Annotated in this window: 10 protein-coding genes and 1 pseudogene; 8 read left to right on the top strand and 3 right to left on the bottom strand. The window is 63.6% G+C overall.

Features of this window, described 5'->3' with window-relative positions; genetic code table 11:
- The first annotated feature begins 152 nt into the window (after positions 1 to 152).
- On the top strand, positions 153 to 1,022 hold the full coding sequence (locus JQT59_RS05330) for a mycofactocin-coupled SDR family oxidoreductase (protein ID WP_213575152.1): 870 nt from the start codon (positions 153 to 155) through the stop codon (positions 1,020 to 1,022).
- Between the two features lie 142 nt (positions 1,023 to 1,164).
- Here the strand turns inward: JQT59_RS05330 and JQT59_RS05325 are convergent, their stop codons facing one another.
- Positions 1,165 to 1,839 carry a TetR/AcrR family transcriptional regulator gene (locus JQT59_RS05325; RefSeq protein ID WP_109325610.1) on the bottom strand — a complete coding sequence of 225 codons (675 nt, stop codon included), beginning with the start codon at positions 1,837 to 1,839 and terminating at the stop codon, positions 1,165 to 1,167.
- 585 nt (positions 1,840 to 2,424) lie between these two features.
- Here JQT59_RS05325 and JQT59_RS05320 point away from each other — a divergent pair.
- From JQT59_RS05320 to JQT59_RS05305, 4 genes and pseudogenes are all read left to right on the top strand, one after another.
- A complete protein-coding gene (locus tag JQT59_RS05320; protein WP_213575150.1) occupies positions 2,425 to 3,939 on the top strand; it encodes a long-chain-fatty-acid--CoA ligase in 1,515 nt (504 codons plus the stop codon).
- Positions 3,940 to 4,281: 342 nt separating this feature from the next.
- Positions 4,282 to 5,190 (top strand): annotated as a pseudogene (locus JQT59_RS05315) (recombinase family protein); the annotation flags it as partial.
- Positions 5,187 to 7,001 (top strand): zinc ribbon domain-containing protein, encoded by a 1,815-nt coding sequence (locus tag JQT59_RS05310; RefSeq protein WP_213575148.1) that lies wholly within the window; start codon positions 5,187 to 5,189, stop codon positions 6,999 to 7,001. The pseudogene JQT59_RS05315 and the gene JQT59_RS05310, both read left to right, overlap by 4 nt.
- A 457-nt stretch (positions 7,002 to 7,458) precedes the next feature.
- Positions 7,459 to 10,737: a protein kinase domain-containing protein gene (locus tag JQT59_RS05305; protein ID WP_213575146.1), complete on the top strand. Its 3,279-nt coding sequence runs from the start codon at positions 7,459 to 7,461 to the stop codon at positions 10,735 to 10,737.
- 150 nt (positions 10,738 to 10,887) lie between these two features.
- On the opposite strand, the gene JQT59_RS05300 is transcribed toward JQT59_RS05305, so the two are convergent.
- Together JQT59_RS05300 and JQT59_RS05295 are read right to left on the bottom strand one after the other, a co-directional pair.
- Positions 10,888 to 11,079: a hypothetical protein gene (locus tag JQT59_RS05300; protein WP_213575144.1), complete on the bottom strand. Its 192-nt coding sequence runs from the start codon at positions 11,077 to 11,079 to the stop codon at positions 10,888 to 10,890.
- A 794-nt stretch (positions 11,080 to 11,873) separates the two neighbouring features.
- Positions 11,874 to 14,201 (bottom strand): ATP-binding protein, encoded by a 2,328-nt coding sequence (locus tag JQT59_RS05295; RefSeq protein WP_213575142.1) that lies wholly within the window; start codon positions 14,199 to 14,201, stop codon positions 11,874 to 11,876.
- 156 nt (positions 14,202 to 14,357) lie between these two features.
- Between JQT59_RS05295 and JQT59_RS05290 the strand changes: the two genes are divergently transcribed.
- The 3 genes from JQT59_RS05290 (at position 14,358) to JQT59_RS05280 (ending at position 18,487) form a co-directional block, all read left to right on the top strand.
- Positions 14,358 to 15,311, top strand: coding sequence for an AraC family transcriptional regulator (locus tag JQT59_RS05290; RefSeq protein ID WP_213575140.1), 954 nt, complete (start codon positions 14,358 to 14,360; stop codon positions 15,309 to 15,311).
- Positions 15,312 to 15,351: 40 nt separating this feature from the next.
- On the top strand, positions 15,352 to 17,379 hold the full coding sequence (locus tag JQT59_RS05285; protein ID WP_213575138.1) for an acetoacetate--CoA ligase: 2,028 nt from the start codon (positions 15,352 to 15,354) through the stop codon (positions 17,377 to 17,379).
- Positions 17,380 to 17,575: 196 nt separating this feature from the next.
- Entirely contained in the window at positions 17,576 to 18,487 is a 912-nt protein-coding gene (locus tag JQT59_RS05280) for an MBL fold metallo-hydrolase (RefSeq protein WP_213575136.1), read from the top strand.
- Positions 18,488 to 18,656 lie beyond the last annotated feature (169 nt).

Below are 18,656 nucleotides of genomic sequence, written 5' to 3'. Positions count from 1 at the left end.
AATGCCTTCCACCATGTGTGAATGTGGGGTGAGAAACCGGGACCAGAACTACACCGCGAGTTGGCAATTCAATGTACACAAGCGGCCACCCGGTACGCCGATCGACCGGGAAGCACAACCAATCCGATTCACACTCACAAGAGGAGAGACCAATGGGACGCATGGACGGAAAGGTCGCCCTGGTAACAGGTGCGGCACGTGGAATGGGACGGGCGCACGCAATCCGGCTCGCTGAGGAGGGCGCCAATATCCTCGCCATCGACTGTCCGCCGGACACCGGGCTCCCGTATCCGACCGGATCAGCTGATGACCTCCAGATCACAGTCAAAGAGGTAGAAGCACTGGGACGACGAATCATTGCACACGAGGGAGATGTCCGGAAGCAGTCGTCACTCGACAAACTGGTTGCTGAGGGCGTAAAGGCATTCGGTGGTCTGGACGTTGCGGTCGCCAACGCCGGGATCTGGACCGTACACCCGTTCCACGATATCCCTGAAGACGAGTTCACAGCTGTTCTGGACGTCAATATCACCGGAGTGTGGCGCACCTTGAAGGCAGTGTCGCCGGCGATCAAGGAACGGGGCGGCGGTTCAATCATCGTTACCTCTTCCGGCAACGGCGTGGAGGGATCACCCCATTACGCCCACTATGTCGCGTCGAAGCACGGCGTTATAGGGCTGGCGAAAAGCGCTGCGCTCGAGTTTGGTCAGTACGGAATCCGAGTCAATATCTTGCTCCCAGGGCCGACTGATACTCCAGCCCTCGACTGGCAGGGCGGATATGATCTCTGCGCGGGTAAAGGTCCCGGTCAGGGTGTGAAAGAAGACCTTGAAGGCGCGAAGTACTGGTCTACCCTTCGCGATGTCGGGTTGCTCCCACCACGCGCCATGAGCGAAGCGGTGCTTTGGCTCGCGTCCGACGAGTCTCGTTGGACAACCGGACTCGAGATGCACGTTGACGGTGGCCATATGCTTATGCCAGGGCTGAATATGGCAAAGATGGCCGCCGATCAACCACAGTAACAACTCGACGTACCTTCGACTGGAGAGAACACACTTCCTGAAGGCCCGCATTTTCATGCGAGACAAAGCTGAATAGAACAAATCGATCGCAGCGAACCGGTGTTTTCAACCAGTTCGCTGCGATTGCACTGAACGACCCGAACTAATCGCTCTTCGAACGGCCTCTCCATTCCAAACCAAATACCGTTCTGAGCCACACTGTGGTGACCGTCTCAACCATGTCTTCGGTGCGGATTGCATTCTCGCTTCGCATGCTCATCAGCCCCAGGTTTCGTTCGCCCATCCACATTAGCGCTGCCGCCAGTGAACGAGCCGGTGGTCCATCAATAGCCACACCCGTAGCTCTGTCGCGCTCGATCGCAGCGGCCGCGGCATCGATAAAGCGACCGAGTATTTTGTCCCACTGGGCCTGCAGAGTGGGTTCGGCCGCCGCTGCATCACCGACCTCGCGGAGTACATGTCCATGCCGCTCCCACACGACCATGACCTCCGACACTGCATGCTCAATGGCAGCCTCCGGAGAAATTCCAGGAGGTCGCTCGAAGATCATTGATGATGCAGTGAACACATCGGCAGTCACACTCGACAGAAGCGCCGAAAGAACCTGCCATTTTGATTCGAAATAGAAATAGAAGGATGAACGCGACAACCCGGCCCTCTTGGCAAGGTCGTCGATCGACACGTTTCGTAACGGCTCGGTGCGCAGAATCTCATAAGCACCCTCGAGGATTGCTTGCTCGCGCATGTCGCCCTTGAGATTGCGCCTGCCAGTCCGAGGTTCGGATGCGTTGAGACCGTTTGAGAACGAAGTCGCCATGGCTACAGAGTAGGCTAGATCAACCTGCAAATGTAGCCGGGGGCACGACGTCCGTACACGATATGCATCGCAGCATCGCCCGAGACGGCCCTCTCGGATTGCACGGCAGTTCGGTAAAACAATCGGGGGCGAATTCCCAGGCCCGTCTTGACCAAGTTGGCATGCCGATCTGACTTAATGTTCATGTAGCAAGTCGACGACTGATGCGAAATTGGTGACGCGGCACCCATTACGCGATTCGACCCACGTCAGCCCATGAGCCTTGCGTGCAGGGCTCGTGGCCCGCGCGAGCGTCACCCATCGACGGCAAAGCGCCAAGTCGACCCTCCTCCCCATTGCGTAGGCAAGCATCTGGCTAAGTATCTCGACTGCACGTTGATCATACTCGACACATCGTTTATATTGTACGTACGTGAACTGCGACGGGCAATGTTCATCGGCACGCCGGCGAAACCCGCTCGCGGGCTATCTCGTAACTCGAAAATTCAGGTCGGTTCGCTCACTTGCGCGACGGTCCCTCATGTCCCGAAGCGCTGGCGCATCCGTAGCCTCCTGACGCCACGCCAATCCAGGAGAAGTCGTTCGATGTCATCAAATCTCGCAAACAATCTCGTCGAGACTGCTCGGCAACTAGGCGATCGACCCGCGATCCGGCTTGATGAAACCACCTTGAATTATGCAGAGTTCCACCGTGCCGCTGCGGCAGTGGCGGGCGACCTGCATTCGCGAGGTATTCGATCCGGCGATCGGGTCGGCATCGTACTGCCGAACGTCCCTGCGTTTCCGATCGTCTTCTACGGGGTTCTGATGGCGGGCGCCGTCGCAGTTCCGATCAACCCCATGCTCAAGGACCGGGAGATCGCATATTACTTGGAAGACTCTGGGATGGCTCTCATCTATGGCTCGCGATCTCGCGGGGATCTGGTTGCGAAAGCCGCACTAGCAAAGAAGATTCCCGCGCTCTTGGTCGACGACCGTGGTCCGAGTGACGCTGATCTGACCGGGAACCCGATTGATGAACCTGTGGAGCGTAGCCGCGACGACACCGCAGTTCTTCTCTATACCTCTGGGACGACGGGAAGTCCCAAGGGGGCAGAACTCACTCACGAGAATATGTCGACCAATGCTTCGACGACTGCCGAGACTCTGATCCAAACCGGGCCCAATGACGTCATCTTGGGGTGCCTGCCACTGTTCCACGTGTTCGGCCTGACCTGTGGACTGAATGCCGCGGTGAAGTCAGGAGCCCTCCTGACTCTGATCCCCAAGTTCGATGCGGAATCAGCCCTACGTGTCCTGATTCGAGATGAGGTTACAGTCCTCGAAGGGGTCCCCACCATGTACTCCGCGATGCTCAACTCTCCCGACGCCGACTCCGCCAAGCTATCCCATCTCCGCTGCTGCATCGTAGGGGGAGCGCCGATGCCCGTCGAGGTTCTCAAAGCGTTCGAACGAAGATTCGAATGCGACATATACGAGGGGTACGGACTTTCTGAAACCGCACCCATTGCTTGCTTCAACCAGCCCGGATACCCACGCAAAGCTGGCACGATCGGGATTCCCGTGCGCGGATGCACGCTGCGCCTAGTCGACGACGACAACGAAATTGTCGAATGTGATGAGGCCGGAGAAATCCAAATCCGCGGTGAGAACGTGATGAAGGGATACTGGGCTCGTCCGGCTGCCACCGCGGAGGCAATAAGCGACGGCTGGTTCCGCACAGGAGACATCGCCACACGAGATAGCGATGGCTACTACAGCATCATCGATCGAAAAAAGGACATCATTATTCGAGGTGGTTACAACGTGTACCCACGCGAAGTGGAAGAGGTTCTGTACGAGCATCCAGCTGTTGCCGAGGCAGCTGTTGTAGGTATCAAACACACGCATCTCGGGGAACAAATCGGAGCTGCCATATCACTCAAACGCGGAGCGCACGCCGAGCCGTCTGAGATAATCGAGTTTGTTCGCGCCAGGCTCGCCGCGTACAAGTACCCCCGGCAGATTTGGTTTGTCCCCAGCCTCCCAAAGGGACCGACCGGCAAAATTCTTCGCAGGCAAGTTGAGCCGCCCGCCGTAGTCTCTCAACAGTTGACGTAGTCTCTGATACCTCCTAATCCTGACTGCTACTCTCCGTTTCATGTGAATGGGTGAGGCCGCGGTGTAGCTGAAGTGGCAGTCGTGGGAGTTCGCAAGGCTGCATCGGAAGGCCGGGTGCCCTCACGGGGTACAGGGTTCCGGTCAAGAGTCTTCGATCGCGCTGACCTCGACGCCTATCTCGGCCGATCTGCCCCTGACAAGGTTCCGGTCGACCGGGTGGAAGCGTTGTACTGCCGGGTGTCCGGCTCGACTGGGTAGGAGTCCTCGCTCGCTAATCGGGAGAAGGTGTTGCGCGAGAGCGCCTGCGGGGTCGTGTATCGGGTGTAGAAGGATCGCGGTTCGGGTGTGTGGGAAGCGCGGGCCGGGTTGGACCGGATGCTCGACGACGCTGCCAAGGGTCACTTCACCGTGGTGCGGGTGGTGTGGCGGGATCGGTTGGTCAGGTTCGGTGTCGCCCGGATCGAAAGGTATTTGTCGGTGGTCGGGGTTACGGTCGAGGTCCTGCGGGAGCATGGCGACACATCGGTGGGGGAAGAGTTGATCGATGACTTCATGGCGTTGCTGGCGTCGTTTTCGGGCCGGTTCTGTCAATTGCGGTCGAGGCTGAATCGACGCCGTCTTCTCGGCCGATGCGGCAGCACGGTTTGCGGGGGTAATCCGATGAAGACGGTGGACACGCAGAAGCGGCAGCGAAAAGTAGTGGTCCGCGGCGATCGCGTGCTGTGTCAGGTGCGGGTCGTGGGCTGGCTGGGAATTCGCGTGCACTACATCGGTGCTGCGATGCGTGCCAGCGACATTGCCACACCGCTCGACATCACGACCGCCGAGGGTGGGGTCGGTGGCACCGAACCAGCGCGGGACTGGTTCGCCGAACTGCTCGCCGAGAAAGCGGCCCGCACCGCGCGCCGCGCCGCAGCGAAGGAAGCTCAGCCCCGCACAGACGCACAGGCGGAAAAGCTCCGCACCGACCGGGTGTATCAGCTGCTCGACGCCGGGAAGCTGCGGTCGCCCGACGACGAGATGCTTACCGTCGACGACGTCGTGTTCCGCGCGTCGAAAGACCTCGTCAAGGGAGCTGCGACGGAAGATCTGTGTGCGGGGGAACTGTCGGAGTTGCGGGTGGTCGGAGGGAACCCCCACGACCACCGGTGGGCGTGCGCTGGACGTTGCGACGGAACAGGACATTGCTGCTGTCCGAAGAACGAAGTCCCGCGCGGATCGCTGACTCTGGTACTCGGTGAGGCGGCATGACCGTTGCCGAGGCCGGATGTACCGTGCCGCGCCAGTTCTCGTACACGACCCGCCCGTATGCGGCGGTCGACGACGCTACCGGCGCCCTGATCGGGCTCGATACCATCGATATTCGTGTGCGGTGGATGCTCGAGTTGATCGGCGCCGCGCAATCGGAGTTGGTGTTCCGGTTGTGGCAACCGGCCACCTTCGATGCCCTCGCCGCCGGCCGCGACGGTCAAGGCCGGAAGCTCCCGGTGCAGGGGCATGTCGCTGCGGCGCGGTTGGGGTGGAACCCGTCCTACCCCACCGGTGTGTACGTGCCCTCGCGGGTGACCCGGGTGGTCACCTCCCAGGCGGTCGGCACGCTGCGCACCTTGGCGTACCGGGATACCGCCATCAGTGCCCTGTCGGCCAGGTTCGACCCCGTCACCGGCCGACTGACGCCGCCCACCACGGCCGGCGAGTATGTGCCGCCCGGCTTCGCACGCGGCGTGGCACGGCAACTCGCAGCGCGCGCCCGCCGCGCCGGAAGTGCGAGCCATGAACGCCTACGCATCACCGACGTACAGGAACCGCCGCAGACATCGATGATGGCCAGGCTTTCCGCCGCCGATCGACAACTCTCGCAGATCACCGTCGCAGACGGTGTGATGGTGTTGACGCTGAAACTTCCCACGCATGAGGCCCCGACTGGGCGGGCGCAGTGGCGGCGGGTCCGGTTGATCGCCGCGATCCCACCGCACCTGCACAGCAGAGCAATCACGGATTGGCATCTGCCGACCCTGGTCCTCGACCACCGAGGTGTGCTGCTGCGCTGCGCTGCCACAGAACAGATACCCACTGCTGATCTGAACGCGGCAACAACCGCGGTGGGAGTGGATTGGTCACCGGCCACGCTCGGTGCCGCCGCGATCGTCACCGAACGCCCGGACGGGTTGGTCTCGGACTACCGGGGCTTCACCTACGACGACCGGGGCCTGGGTATCAAGCTGGCCCGCTTGCAAGCGGAAGGTCAACGCCTGCACCGCAAGGCCGCACGCTTGATCCGGCTCGCTGCGACCGCACCACCCGAGGTGCGCGCCGACCTGGAAAACAAGATCGCGGTCCTCGACGCCCACCGCGCCGCGGTCGGTGTCAAACGGGGCAAGATCAACCGGGAACTCACCTTTCACTTCGGCCGGGAAGTGACCGACTACGCCGCCGCGGCCGGCGCGACGGTGATCGGGGTGGAAGATCTCAGCACCCTCGAAACCCGGGGACATGGCCGGGTGAACGACAACCGGGCCGCGCAGTCCGCACGCCGCAAAGCCGTCGACGCTCTCGCACACACCGCCGCAGGGGTCGGTGTGACGGTGGTGTCCGTCCCGGCCCGCGGCACGTCGGCGCTGTGCCCGGGCTGCAACGACACACTCTCCCGGCCGGGCGGTTACCACCAGGCGTGGTGCCCACGGTGCAAGGTCGGCGGCAATCGTGATCACGTAGCAGGGGTGAACCTCGCTAAACGTGCACTACTGGGGCGCCGCGCAGCAGTCCACAGGCGTGGCCGGAACCCGGAAATTCGGATCGCCGAACATGCGCCGGTCCGGCAGCGCCGCGACAAGACCAGTCCCACCCCGAGTCGGCCACGTCATCGCCGGGTCCGCCGCAGTGTTCCCACCGCGACACCACCGGTGGGGGTGAATCAGAAAAAGTTTGTTCCTGCACCTCGAGCGTCGGTGTGGGACACGGTCAAACCCGCACCAGCATCGCATGTTGTTACGGGTAGCCGTGAAGTACGTACTTCTCCAACCTCTGCCACATCAGTGGCAGGAAGTATGAGAGTTACGTAGACGCTGACTCTTCACAGATCCTAAGGGGTGGTGAGTTTGCAGGCTGTCAATCGTGAGACCGGCACGCCCGTCGCCAGGCGCGGCGCCACACGCAGGCCGACTGATTAACCGCACACCCTTCCGCGCCACACGAACTGATCGACCGCAGCTGCGGGTCAGTATGGCGGGACGGGGTGGCGTGTCGATGTACCCTCCTCCGGCGGTTACCAGGCCACCCCGGTGTCCCCGCGAGTCGAGCTGCGCCGCGCTCCGCCCTGGATCGTTCTTTTGACCTGCTGGTCTTGGCGATCCTTATCGACGAAAGCCGGGGATCAACCCGCAGCTTCAACGTCCTGTCGGCCTTTCAGTCCTCACAGCATCGAGGTGCGGAGTCGGCTAACTCTGCGCGGGTCGAAGTTGGGACGAGTAACTTCGAGTGGGCAAACAATCGACACGGTTCGGCAATCCGAGGGACTTCATGATGGAGTTTGATCCCTTCGCTACCCGTCCGGATGTGGCCGGGTCGGTCGTCGCGGACTTGGCGGCGGCTGGGTTCGCCGACGCCGCGGAGATCGGCCGCGGGGGTTTCGGGGTCGTGTACCGCTGTCGGCAGACTGCGCTCGATCGCACCGTGGCGGTGAAGGTGCTGACCGGGGACCTCGACGAGGACAGCCGTGCGCGATTTCTGCGTGAGCAGCGGGCCGCGGGCCGCTTGACCGGCCATCCCAACGTCGTCAACGTCCTCCAGGTCGGAGTAACCGAGCACGACCGGCCATATATCGTCATGCCCTTCTACACCCATGACTCCCTCGACGCCCGGATCCGAAGGCGGGGTCCGCTGACGTTGGAGGACGTGCTGCGCGTGGGCGTCAAGATCGCCGGTGCCCTCGAAGCCGCGCACGGCCTCGGGATCCTCCATCGCGACGTCAAGCCGGCCAATATCTTGCTCACCGATTACGGTGAGCCCGCGTTGACCGACTTCGGGATCGCGCACATTTCGGGCGCATTCGAAACCACCGCCGGAGTTGTGACGGGATCGCCGGCCTTCACGGCTCCCGAGGTCATCGCTGGCGGTGCCGCGAGTCCGGCGGCCGATGTGTACGGTCTGGGCGCGACCGTGTTCGCCGCCGTGACCGGGCACGCCGCGTTCGAGCGCCGGAGTGGTGAACAACTGGTCGCCCAGTTCGTCCGGATCACCACCGCGCCGACGCCGGACCCGAGAGAGCACGGCATCGCCGACGATGTCAGCACCGTGATCGAGGCCGCGATGACAAATGATCCTGCCGGTCGCCCATCCGTTGGGGAACTGGGCCAGCAGCTGCGGCACCTGCAACACGAGCACGGCTTTCCGGTCGACGACATGGCCGGCCGCACCTTTCACGACGAAACCGACAACAGCGCCTCCAGTCACACGCCACCAACGCAACCATCCCACGACGATGCGCCACGAGCCCCGCATCCAGGCCGCACCGGGGCGCTGCCGCTGGAGTTGACCAGCTTCATCGACCGTCGGGAGGAGACGGCGAAGGTCGCTAGCTTGCTGTCGACGGCCCGCATGGTGACCTTGACCGGGATGGGCGGGGTGGGCAAGACCCGACTGGCGCTGCGAGTCGCAGATCGAACGCAATCGCGTTTCGCTGATGGTGTGTTCCTGATCGAGCTGGGCGAGCTGCGCGACGACTCGCTTGTCGTCAACACGGTGGCGGATGCGTTGGGTCTCCGAGACCGAGCTGCGAGGCCACTTCTCGAGGTCCTCACGGAATTCCTTGCCCCGCGCGAAGTGCTCCTCGTTCTGGACAATTGCGAGCAGGTGGTCGACGCGGTCGCGAAACTCTCCGAAGCGCTGCTCCGCACCAGCCCGGGCCTGCGGATGCTGCTGACCAGCCGCGAGCCGATCGGTATCAGCGGCGAAATAGCGCTACCGATCGCCCCGCTTGCGGTACCCGACGCCGATCATCTGCCGAGACGGCTGCCCGGCAACGACGCGTTGGCACTTTTCGCCGAGCGGGGCGCCGCGGTCATGCCCGGCTTCGAGGTCACCGGCGACAACAAGGTGACCATCGCCCGGATATGCCAGCGCCTCGACGGCCTGCCGTTGGCGATCGAGCTCGCCGCGGCGCGACTTCGGGCGATCTCCCCAGAGGAGATTCTGCAGCGACTCACCGACCGCTACCGGTTCCTGACGCGCGGACGCAGAGACGCTCCGTCACGGCAACAGACCCTGCGGATGTGCATCGACTGGAGCTATGACCTGTGCACACCCCTGGAACAACTGATGTGGGTTCGCCTGTCCATGTTCGCAGGTAGCTTCGAACTCGATGCGGCCGAGCAGATCTTCGGGCAGGACCCGACCGTTGACGATTTCCTGGACACCGTCACCTTTCTCGTCGACAAGTCGATCCTCATTCGAGAGCAGTCGGCTCCGATCGCCCGGTTCCGGATGCTCGAGACGGTGCGCGACTACGGCCGGGAGAAGGTCCGTGCCGGCGCCGACTACTCCGAGCTACGTATCCGATACAGAAACTGGTACGTGCAGCTGTCCTCGGACGCCGAGGCTGACTGGGTCGGTCCGCGGCAACTCGAGTGGCTGACCCGATTGGTCGCCGAACTGCCGAATTTACGACAGGCACACGAATATTGTCTCTCCGAAGACCCCGAGTCCGGGCTTGGCATGGCCGCAGCACTGTTTCCTCTCTGGTTATCGCGCGGATTGTTGACCGAAGGACGGCGCTGGATCGACCGACTATTGGCGCTGTCGCCCAGCACCGTAGGCGTTGACCGCGCCAAGGCAATACTCTGGGCCAGCGTGATGGCGGGAGTGCAGGGCGACCTGCAGGCATCGACTATCCTCATCCACGCTGGACGGACGCTCGCCGATCGATCGGCCGATCCTCTGCTGCAGGCGCACATCGACCTTGCCGACGGTTACCGGGCCTTGTACGGCGGCGACATCGACTCTGCACAAGTCCATTTCGAAGCCGCACGACCAACCTACGCCGCCGTGCCGAGTGCACTTGCCCTCCACATCCTCTTGTTGCAAGGTCTCGGGTTCGCGTACGAGTTGCTCGATCACACGGAGAGCGCCATCGAATGTTACGAGAGTGCACTTACGGTCACCGAAGAGCGCGGTGAAGCAGTGCATCGGTCGTATTTGCTGTGGGCCCTGGCCGTGGTGTTGTGGCGACACGCCAATACCGAACGGGCGAACGACCTACTCCAACAGGCGCTCCGCGCTGCTCGGAAAGTCAATGAGCGGCTCGTCATCAGCATGTGCCTACAGGCACTCGCGTGGATCGCGGCCGAGGAAGGTGCTTTCGAACGAGCCGTGGTGTTGACCTCAGCTGCAGAAAACCTGAGCAACGCCATGGGGAGTTCCCCGATGTTCGTATCTGGGTTGGTCCAGTACCGCGAGAGATGTGAACGAGATACACGGAGGGCGCTGAGCGAAAAGGTATTTGCCGCAGCTCAGAGAAAAGGGAACAAGCTGGGAGTGGAGTCCGCGGTCGCCTACGCACTCGGTGAGCAAAGTCCGGCGTCATACACACCGATCACTGGACAGGTCGGACCGACTAAGCGGGAGCGTGAGGTCGCCGAGCTGGTTGCCGAGGGGTTGACCAATAGAGAGATAGCGTCCCGCTTGACGATATCTGTGCGTACCGCACAGGGGCACATCGAACACCTTCTTGCCAAGTTGGGCTTCACCTCGCGTGCCCAGATAGCTGCATGGGTAGTGGAATCACGGCGAACCATGCCCTGACACACTGTGGTACGGACGCTCAGACGTCTCTACAGGCGCCCGGAAATTCGTGACGTTGGAGTGACCGCGGGTCAGAGGAGTATTACCGCGGGGCCAGGCGAGTAACCAACTGAATACCGGTGAGGTCTCGTATTGCCTGGTCTCGAGTTCTTACCCGTCGTCGCGCAGCGCTGGGTACGTCGACCAGGTGGCACCAGCAGCCTGGGCGTGCCTCTCGGCTGTGGCGGCGTGGTAGCTGAACATGTCGGCCACGACGGCAGGCGGAATCTCGAGGACGAGCTCACGTAAAGCGCTGTTGCGGGCCCCTTGGAGATTGATTCCGATTTTCCGCAGTCCCCTCATTACGGATTGTGCATGCATATGCTTTCCGGGCGCGTATCCGGGAAACAACCAATTGGAATGTGAATTCGATGCAGTGTTCACGTTCGGTCTATTGGAGGCATATTCGCGGATCAGCTCTGCAAACGGTTCGTTGACAGGTACCCAATCCTTACCGAATCTGATTTCGAGACCGTCGACGGATATTGACACCTCGTCCATTCGGATCGAATATATCCGGGTAACCGGCTGAGCGTAGAGCAGAAGGAAGACGGCAGCGACACCGATGCAAAGATCAATGTCTGACGATTCGAGGAGTTGTCGGAGATGGGTTATTCTCTGATCGTTGCTGAGCATCGGCGTTGTGCGTGCAATACGGTAAGGAAAATTCACCGAGGGTATGTGCTTTTTGCTGATACACCAACGGACGAACGTCCGCGCGAGGCTGCGGGTTGTCGGACCAGTGCTCAGCCAGAGGTCGATGTCCGCCTGCTGACATTCACCGGCCGCTTTCCCACGAATATGCAGCCATTCAAGGAAAGTTCGCCAGCAGGTGGTTCCCCTCCCACGCCTACTCCGACCCAAGCATTATCGCGGCTCGCCACGTCGAACTCGCCCTTCGCATGGTCGGGTGCGGCGACCGGCAACCCCTCGACAAGCCTTCTTGATACGTGTTGCTGGACTGCAGGATTCGAGAACAGCTGTCACCGAAGTTGGCGAGACCTGCGCCGGAGAACAGCCCCGCCGCGGCGTCCGCCTAGATCTCGCGGCTCCGAGATCGCGAGGTCACCGTGTCGGCGACAGTCGCCGCCCAGCTATCACCGATTTGGCGATTCCGGCGCGCGCCGTTGTGCCACCCAGGTCGCGATCTGAGTGCGGGAGTTGAACCCAAGTTTTTCGAAGATGTGCTCCACGTGTACGTCGACGGTGCGTCGGGAGATGACCAGCTTGGCCGCCACCTCCTTGCTCGACATTCCCTGCGCCACCAGGTCCGCGACCTCGCGCTCTCGAGGTGTCAACAAGCTGTCGGCCTGTCGGGGCTCGACGGGGGAGACTCGGTGCTCTCGGAGCGCGAAGGTCAGCATGTCCTCGACGGTGAGCTGGCCTCCACGCGCAAACGCGGTGTCGAAGCCGGGGTTGCCCATCGCCTGCCGAGCCATGTTCTCGAACTGTTCGCGCCGCGCGAGCAGGTGTTTCGCTCCGAGCAGTGGGACGCCAATACTCTGCCAGGCCTGGTCCGATGCGCCGAGGAGCACGGCGGCCCGCTCGCAGTCGCCGCTCGCCGCGGCGGTCCAGGCGAGAACGTCCAGGATGAACGCCAGGCCCAGACTGTCCTGGGTGAACCGCTTGAGTTGGAGCGCCTCGCACAGATCGGCTTCGGCCTGCTCGAGCTCGCCCTGGAGGAGCCTCAAGAACCCCTTCGCCCACATGGCGTAGGACAACAGCCAACGCTCGCCGGCCTGCTTGCACTGTTCGCATGCCTCCTCGACCACGTCGGCGGCTCTGTCCAGCTCGCCCGACAGCAAGTAGGCAATGGTCAGTGCAGGCCGCACACTGTTGGGGTAGTCGGCGGGTACGTCGGCGCGCCCATATCGCTCGAGCGCTTCAACCAACAGTGGAATCGCAGCGCTCGGGTCGGTGCCCAGTTCGCGTAGGCCGAGCATATGGGTTGCGTAAGCCAGGCCCTGTGGGTCGCCCAGTCGGCCCGCCAGATCGTGGACGGCGTCGATCAGTGCAGTAGCAGCAGCCTCATCGCCCTGGAAGACGGCGATGTCAGCGGCGGTGCCCAGCGCCCAAACCCGCTCGAGACTCGGTTCTTGATCGATTGCCAACGCCCGGTCCAGCCACAGTCGGCCTTCGGTCATGAAGCCGAGCGCAGTCCAGAGGAACCAGGGCAGGCCCGCCATCCGCAGTCCGACGCGCACCTCGTCTGGCCGCGCGAGGCAGAATTCGAGCGCCGAGCGCACGTTCGGATGCTCCATACGGAGCAGGGCCGCCCAGGCCTCCTGACCCGGACCGAACCACTGCGCGGCAGCCTTCTCGATCAGCCGCCAGTACCAATCTCTGTGCCTGCGCTGCACCTTCGCTTCGGAGCCGGACTCTCGTAGTCGGGCCTGGCCGTACTCCCGGATAGTTTCCAACATGCGGAACCTGACACGCCCGCCGTGCTCGCCTCGGATCAAGATCGACTTGTCGGTCAGCCCGGCCACCGTGTCGAGAATGACCTCCTCGGCAAGCAACTCGTCCGCGCAGACAGCCTCGAGCGCGTCGAGACCGAACCCACCAGCGAACACTGATGCGCGCGCCCACAGCGTCTGCTCCGCCGGAGTACACAGCTCGTAGCTCCAGTCGATCAGTGCCTGAAGAGTCTGATGCCGCTCCGGCAAGTTACGACTGCCCTCGCGAAGCAGCTCGAACCGACTATCCAGCCGATGCGCGAGCTCCTCCACCGTGAGCACGCGCAACCGTACCGCTGCCAGTTCGATCGCCAACGGGATCCCCTCCAGCCGCTGACAGAGCCGGATGACCGCCTGTTCATTGTCGGGGATGATCTCGAACCCGGGAACGACCGCAGCAGCCCGGGCGGCGAACAGGTCGACAGCCGCGAACTGCGTCGCCGAGCCGGGAGCGAGACGGACATCGACGTCGGGCACCGGGAGCGTCGGAACCGGGTACACATGCTCACCGGCGATCATCAGCGCTTGTCGGCTCGTGGCGAGGATCCGCAGTTTCGGCGCCGCCCGGAGCAGCCGGTCCACCAGGTCCGCGGCTGCCTCGAGTATGTGCTCGCAGTTGTCGAGGACCAACAAGGTGTGCCGGGGGCGCAAGTAGTCGGTGAGGACCAACGGGGCAGGGGCTGACTGCTCGCGAATCCCGAGTGCATCTATCAGCGTGTGCGGCAGCAGGTCTGGGTCCTTCAGGGACGCCAGTTCGACCAGGCAAACCCCATCCGGGAAGGCGCGGCGGACATCACGGGCAACCCGCAGTGCGAGGCGGGTTTTGCCGACCCCGCCTACCCCGGTCAACGTGACGAGCCGGTCGGCGGAGAGAAGCTTTCGGACAGTCTGGGTCTCGGATCGACGGCCTAAGAAACTCGTCAGATCCGCGGGCAGGTTGTCCGGCTGGTTCGCCGACAGTGAAGCCATGGTCCGACCAGACTAACGCTCACGTCCGACCGGGAGCGGTCGGGCCGCAGCGCGAATAGGTAATGGAATACGTGATTCACACAATGCCCCCCGTGGTGGTCCACAGGCACGCTGTACAGGCACATCAAACCTAGTCCACTGCTTTGAGAGGCCCCGATGACCGCGACCGCAGCCACCGAAATCGAAGTCCTCGACGTCGAGGCGGCCGGGCCTGGGGCCCGCTGGGAGACTGCGGTCCGCGATGTCTCGGGGCCCATGACGGTGCAACACCGCAAGAGGTGGGGCAATGCCACTCGCTTGCATTCGCGAGACGTCGGCGACCTCCAGCTTGCGGACTGGGACTGCCCGCCCCTGCACAGCGTGCTGTCGCTGGGTAAAGATCGTGACGCTGAGCGCGATGTCGTCGTGGTCGTGGCAGGTGACTGGGGCGACGAGCGACTTTCCTTCGCGGGCACGGGTGCCGCGCTGGTGAACGGGACAGTGGTCGTGGCCACCGGCGGTTACGACGGTGACGGCTTCGCGGTGCCGGAGCGGGTCAGGAAACGCACGCTGACCCTGCCGCGGGCCGCGCTGCTGGCAGCTGGTTGCGACGCGAACATTCCCGGCTGCCTCGTGCTCGAGCAGGACCGGCCGCTGGTTGGCGTCCTGTTTACGACCCTTGACCAGGTCTGGAGCCGGCTACCAGCCATGCATCCCTCGGAGATCGAGGCGACCCGCCGGGCGCTGGTGGCACTGACTGTCGGCATCATCCGCGCAGAGACCGGCTCTGTCACAGGTCGATCGGCCGTGGCTGCTTTGCGCGCACAGATTGACAACTGGATCACGCGCAATCTTCGTAGCGGTCCGATCCACATCGAGGACCTTGCGGCCGCCCACAACGTCTCGACACGAACCATCCACCGGGCCTTCTCCCTGACCGGGGACACCATGACCGCGGTCGTGCGCGCACGGCGAATGGCCGCGGTCCGCGAGGAACTTGTGAACTCCAACATGACCATCGCGACGATCGCTCACCGGTGGTGCTACTACGACCCCAGCCACCTTCGCCGGGAGTTCCACCGCTGCTTCGGGGTCTCGCCGAGCGAGTATCGGGAAAGCCACGGCTGCTGATGCCCGTTCTGACTAGCAACGCGTGAAGAAGGGTGCAGATATGGATTTCGGAATGGACGCGACCGTGGAGGTGAGTGCGATCGGACCCGGGGACATCGCCTGGTCGCCCTCGGCAGAACGGATCGCCGACGCCCGGATCAGTGACTTCATCGACTGGCTGCAGGCGACCGGCCGATTCGAGGCCACCTCCTACCAGTCCTTGTGGGACTGGTCGGTGACCAGCCCGGAGGAATTCTGGGCGTCGATGAAGGAATACTTCGGAGTGCGCATGACCGGCGTTGGCCCGGTGCTGGCAACCCGGGAGATGCCCTTTACCGAATGGTTTCCCGGCAGGCGGCTGAACTATGTGGACACGGTGCTGAGCCACGCCCAGTCGTCCCGCCCAGCGATCATCGACGACTCCGAACCAGGCGGGGCCGGGCCGCGGACGGTTTCCTGGACCGAGCTCGCCCGCCAGGTGACCGCGCTGGCGAACTGGCTGCGCGCCCGGGGCGTCGGCGAAGGCGACAGCGTGGTCGGATACCTCCCCAACATCGCCGAGGCAGTCATCGCCTTCCTCGCCACCGCGAGCGTCGGAGCGACCTGGTCGTGCTGCGGACAGGACTATCAACCCGAAGCGGTTGTCGACCGCCTCGGACAGCTCCAACCGGTGGTCCTCGTCACGGCCGACGGTTACCGCTTCGGCGGGCGCGAGGTCGACCGGCTCGCGGCCCTGCCAGCCCTGCAGGCCGGGATGCCGACGCTGCGTGAGGTACTCGTCGTCGGCCGACTTCACTCGGGTACGAGTGTTCCCGCAGGCACCACGCCGTGGGTGGAGGCAGTCACAGGGGATGGGCCGGCCATGACCCCCGCGCACGTGCGGTTCGACCACCCCCTCTGGGTGCTGTTCTCCTCGGGGACGACCGGGAAGCCGAAGGGGTTTGTTCACGGCCACGGTGGAGTCGTGCTCGAGCACCTCAAAGCCCTGGCTCTCCATCTCGACGTGGGGCCTTCCGACACGTACCTCTGGTACACCTCGCCGAGCTGGATGGTCTGGAACTCCCTCGTGAGCGGCCTCCTCGTCGGCGCGACGATCGTCTGCTACGACGGAAGTCCGTCGTACCCGACCGACGACGCGCTGTGGGCGCTCGCAGCTCGGCACAAGATCACCGTGCTGGGCACGAGCCCGGCATACCTCCAGGCCTGCGCCCGAGCGGGCCGGTCACCCGGCACCGACCACGATCTGCGTCGACTGAGGACCCTCGGGGCCACCGGCTCCGTGGTCCCTCCCGAGCTGCACTCCTGGGTCAACGATCACGTCGGCCGCGATGTGCCGCTCGCCTCGGTGACAGGGGGCACCGATGTCGCCAGCGCATTCGCGGGCTTCGTGCCGATCCTGCCGGTGCGGGCCGGAGAGATCACAGCCCCATACCTGGGCGTGGCCCTGGACTCGTGGGACGCCGACGGCCGTAGCCTGCGCGATGCCGTGGGCGAGCTGGTGGTCACCCAGCCGATGCCGTCCATGCCGACCAGATTCTGGAACGACGGCGACGGGGCCCGCTACCGCGAGACCTATTTCGAGAGCTACCCGGGAGTCTGGCGGCATGGTGACTGGGTCACCATTACCGAACGAAACACCGTGATCGTCCACGGACGCTCTGATTCCACGCTGAACCGTAACGGGATCCGGTTCGGTACCGCCGACATCTATCGCGTCGTCGAAGAACTCCCGGAGGTAGCGGAAGCCCTCGTCATCGGGGCGGAGCAGCAGAACGGCGAGTACTGGATGCCGCTGTTCGTCGCACTGTCCGATCACGCCGATCTCGATGACGCGCTCCGCGAGCGCATCATCGGGCGGATCCGCGAGGCAGTCTCGCCCCGCGTCGTACCGGACGACGTGATCGTCGTCAGGGCGATCCCGCACACCCGAACGGGCAAGAAACTCGAAGTCCCGGTCAAGCGCATCCTGCAAGGAAACGACGTCTCCGCGGTCGCCGAAGCACGATCGATCGACGACCCGTCCCTGCTGGAAACCTTTGCCCGCTACGCAGCCACTCGTGCTGCGAACTCACCGTTGCAGGGCGCGTGACCAAGAACGACGACCCGCTGGCCGTGAGCCGGTCGGTTTCGTCACGTCCAGCGAATCGTGGCGGCCATGTACCGGTATTGGGCACGGTCGACCTATGCCCCCGGTAATCGCGCGCTCCTACCGTTGATCTACCGGTGGCGGGCCGCACGTCCCACCCGCAAGCCGTTGACCAAATCACCCAACCTGGAGGTACCTCGTGGATACCAACACCCGCCCGCCCGCCGCAGCCGCCCCGCCGATCCGAGCGACCGTGTACGTCGGTCGCTGGCCCGAGATCCCCGCGGGCGACTGGCCTGATATTCCCCGCGGGACGTTCTCGCCCACCACCGCGACCCTCATCAGCGGTCCGACCGAAGCTGTGCTCATCGACGCCCAGTACCTCGAGGATGACGTCCGGGACCTGGGGGACCTGATCGAGCGCACCGGGAAGCAACTCACGACGATCTACGTGACGCACGCCCACGCCGATCACTACCTGGGCATCGGTCCCCTCATGGAGCGGTTCCCGGACGCGAAGTGCGTTGCACTGCCCCACGTGGTCGAGGCCATGAAGGAATCCATGGAACTGCAGCAACAGCAGTGGGCGATGCTGTTCGGCGACGCCTGCGTCGTCAGTGATGCGCTCCCCGACCCGATCGACGTCAACACGCTCTACGTCGACGGCTCGCCTCTCAACATCGTCGAGGTGAAGCAGGCCGACATCCATCCCACGACGATCGTGCACATCCCGGAGATCGATGTCGTCGTGGCCGGTGACTCCATCTACAACGAGATCCACCCGATGCTCGGCCTGTCGACGCCCGAGGAATGGCAAGACTGGCTCGAGACCGTGGACCTGGTAGAGAAGCTGGCACCCAAGGTGATCGTCGCCGGCCACCGCAGGCCCGACGGCGACGACCACGCCGTCGATTCCATGATCGCCGAAACACGGGCCTACATCCATGACTTCGCCGCTGCCTACGAGGTTGCGGACGATGCGGAGGACCTGGTCCGCATCATGTCGGCGAAGTACCCGGGGCATGGAAACCTCTGGACCTTGCAGTTCTCTGCCATGAACGCGATCCAGCTTCGAGACGCAGGTTCGACCGCGGCGGACATCCGGCCGTAACTACCCGGGCAGGACCCCGCGCCCAGCGAACGACGCCGCAGCTCGGGACTCGCAGAACAGCGAGCCTCGAGCCTCGACGCGGGTCCCTCCTGCCCCGGCCCATCGCCGCGATGGGTGCAGTTCTAGGCGTTCGGCTCGAGCACCGCCACTCGATACCGCGCGGTGGCAG

The sequence above is a fragment of the Rhodococcus sp. USK13 genome, assembly GCF_018343855.1.
In the GTDB taxonomy this organism is placed as follows: Bacteria; Actinomycetota; Actinomycetes; order Mycobacteriales; family Mycobacteriaceae; genus Rhodococcus_F; species Rhodococcus_F oxybenzonivorans.
The sequence above is the reverse complement of the archived record's forward strand: the minus strand, read 5'-3'. Positions and strand labels throughout refer to the sequence as shown.